The 3,078-nt window shown below is 41.1% G+C and carries 2 protein-coding genes; one reads left to right on the top strand and one right to left on the bottom strand.

What is annotated here, in order from left to right:
• A partial coding sequence (locus B4N75_RS02195; RefSeq protein ID WP_296706502.1) for a phospholipase D-like domain-containing protein occupies nt 1–1,167 on the top strand: 1,167 nt, incomplete at its 5' end.
• A gap of 58 nt (nt 1,168–1,225) precedes the next feature.
• Here the strand turns inward: B4N75_RS02195 and B4N75_RS02190 are convergent.
• A partial coding sequence (locus B4N75_RS02190) for a UvrD-helicase domain-containing protein (protein ID WP_296706500.1) occupies nt 1,226–3,078 on the bottom strand: 1,853 nt, incomplete at its 5' end.

The raw sequence follows: 3,078 nt of genomic DNA, 5'->3' as shown, positions 1-3,078 counted from the left end.
ACAGCAACTCCAATAAGGCGCGACGGTCATCAGAAAATCATTTTTTATCAATGCGGAAAAATTCTGTTTTCTACAACCTCAAAGCAGATGAACAAAACGCAGAATTTTGACCATTATTTTATTCCCCGATTTTCAAATTTTCATTTTAAGCCCGACTCAAACGCGACAGACAAAAACCGTCCAATCAACAGCTGCTATGCTGAGCTTGTAAAGAACGAGGCACGAAACGAACTGATTGCAGAAGACGTAAAAAACGCTGTAAAAGCCGGACGCACTCCGCTGGTCTTGTCTGACAGAATTGAACACCTCGAAACATTAGAAAATCGCCTTAAAGATGCTGCAAAAAATGTGATTTTGATTACAGGACGAGGAACAACAAAGCAGAAGAAAACTCATCTGGAAAAACTAAATTCAATCCCAAAAGAAGAGAGCCTTATTGTTCTTGCCACGGGAAAATATGCAGGAGAAGGATTTGACCAGCCGCGGCTGGACACTTTGATGCTTGTCTTTCCGTTCAGCTGGAAGGGAACTCTTGCGCAATACTGCGGACGGCTCCACAGAAATTTCGCAGGCAAAAGCGAAGTTCAGATTTATGATTATGTGGATTTTAGAATTCCGATCTTTGACAGAATGTATCAGAACAGGCTGAAAGGCTACAGGCAGCTTGGCTATTCTGTAAAAGTGAATGATGAAAAATGCGGCGGTCAACAGGAAAATGCGCGCTCTAAAATATATTCCTTTGCCGAATATAAAACAGATTTTGAAAATGACCTTGCCCACGCAGAAAAATCTGTCACACTGTTTTTGCCGTATCTTACAAAAGCGCAGGTGCAGAATTTTATTCATTTGCTTTCAAAGAATATTTCAAACGGCGCAAGGTTTCTTGTTTTTACAAAACGTGCGGCAAGCGCAGAAACTCAGAAAAACCAGGACGCACTGATTCTTCAGCTGGAAAATGCCGGCGCAAAAGTTGAAAAACGGAATGAGCTTTCCCAAAAAACTGCAATAATAGACGAAAAAATTCTCTGGTACGGAAGCGTGAACTTTTTAAGCGCTCCAAATTTCCATACGCCCAGCCCACAAGAAAACGAAGAATGTACAATCCGCATTTTCAGCGCAGCGGTGGTACAGGAAATAGAAGCGGAGATGATCGGGGAATGGGAATAAGTTCTGTGTATTTTTGTTTTTTTATGATACTTAAAAAGAACTGAAAGATTTTTTGCCACTAGCCGTTAGCATTTATTATGAAAAACTTAAAAAGCGATGCACTTAAACAAGGTAAAGTTTTCCTATTATTTTTCTCCACTTCATATCCCATCATTCTGTAAAAATCCTCTTTCCAGACTATGTTTCCGCAGCCTTTTCCGTTGGCGGTGTAGTTTGTGCAGGCGAGAAAATGGTTTGTTCCGTCTTTTGATGACTTTACAATCAGATAGCCGTCGGCGCAAGAATCACACTTCATAATTGAAAGCTTGCCGGAGTCAAGGCGGTTGGTCATAAAGTCGCAGATTTCAGGCTCGTTTGTGCAAATCCAAAGGTTCAAGCCATAAGCCACCTTGTATTTGTGCTGCAGCGGATATCCGCAAATCGGGCAGGATTTTTTCAGGAGCGGATTTTCCTGCATTTCTTCGTTCCACTCGCCTTTCAGCACCACATTTTTATAATCATGTTTTATTTCCAAAAGGAATTCTGACGGATTTTCTTCCGGCGCGATAAAAAACACCCGATTCTTTGTCCGTGTCATCGCAACGTAAAACAGCCGTCTTTCCTCCGCAGCTTCTATTGAATTGTCGCGCTTCACAACGTAATTCAAAACAGGATCATCTTCGATTTTTGAGGGAAATCCGTAAGTCTCATTTTTTCCGTTGATGACAATCACGTTGTCGTAGCCAAGTCCTTTTGACGCATGAGCCGTCATAAAAGTTATGTTCAGTTTTGGATATTTTACACATTTTACCTTGCTGCCGAAATTTTTATATTCAAACAAGCCTGAACGCTCAAGATTCTTTCCGTCAAACCCGAATCTGCCAAGCAATAATATAGAAGAATCTTTCTTGTTTTCCTGCCTGTTGAATTCCAAAATCTGCTCGATTGCGGTTTCAACAGCCTTTGCAAGATTATATGCGGCTCCACTTCTGTCATTCGCCTTGCGACCTTTCAGTTTTCCGTCGTAAGTATAAATTATGACAGGATCTTTTATCGTTTTCGGCGACTTTAAGGTCTTCTTTATTTGAGTTGCATTTTTCTGAATGAAATTTCCGGCTATATCAATGACTTCCTGCGAATTTCTGTACGTTTTTGTAATTGAAAGCAGCTCGGCATATCCCATTATCTCGGAAAATTTTGTGAACAGAGTAATGTCCGAGCCGCTGAAAGCGTAGATTGACTGCCAGTCATCGCCAACCGCGATTATTTTCGCGCTGGAATTTTCATGCAGCGCGCCGACCAAATCAAAACGCTGGCGTGAAATATCCTGATACTCGTCCACGATAATGTATTTGAATTTTATCTGGCTTCTGACCTGCTCCGATTCTTTCAAGAGCATTGCCGACTTGTTTATCATATCTGAGAAATCTATTGCGTTATGCTGGTTCAGATATTTCTGATATTCAAGATAACATTCCTTGCAGATGCGCAGAAAAAGTTTCGTCCGCACATTTGTAGATTTTGCAGACCATTCATCAAATTTTTCTTCGGAATATCCGTTCGTCTTGAAGTTGGAAATGAACCTGTCTATAAGATTTATGAGCTTACGTACATAGCGACTTGAATCCTGCGCGCTGATTTTCTTCATAACCTCGCGGTTGTCTTTCGGATTCAAAACAAAGCCGAATTCTTCAAGCTTAATTTTCAGATGTTCCGTGAGTTCCTTTCCGTCCTTATATTTTGAGCAGGTGCAAATCAGCTTTGTGTTATGTTGCCTGTGTATGGCAACTTTGTCATGCATTGCCTTGTTGTATTTTTCAAGCTCTTCTTTGCTGTACCTGTTGTTGTAGCCGTCCTCTGTAACACCGAAATGCTCGATATATGCTTCATTTCCGTTCTGCCGGATTATAAAGTCGGGAGTGTAAGGCTTTT

It is taken from the genome of Treponema sp. UBA7570 (assembly GCA_002477955.1).
In the GTDB taxonomy this organism is placed as follows: Bacteria; Spirochaetota; Spirochaetia; order Treponematales; family Treponemataceae; genus Treponema_D.
This window is presented reverse-complemented; position numbering and strand designations above follow the sequence as displayed.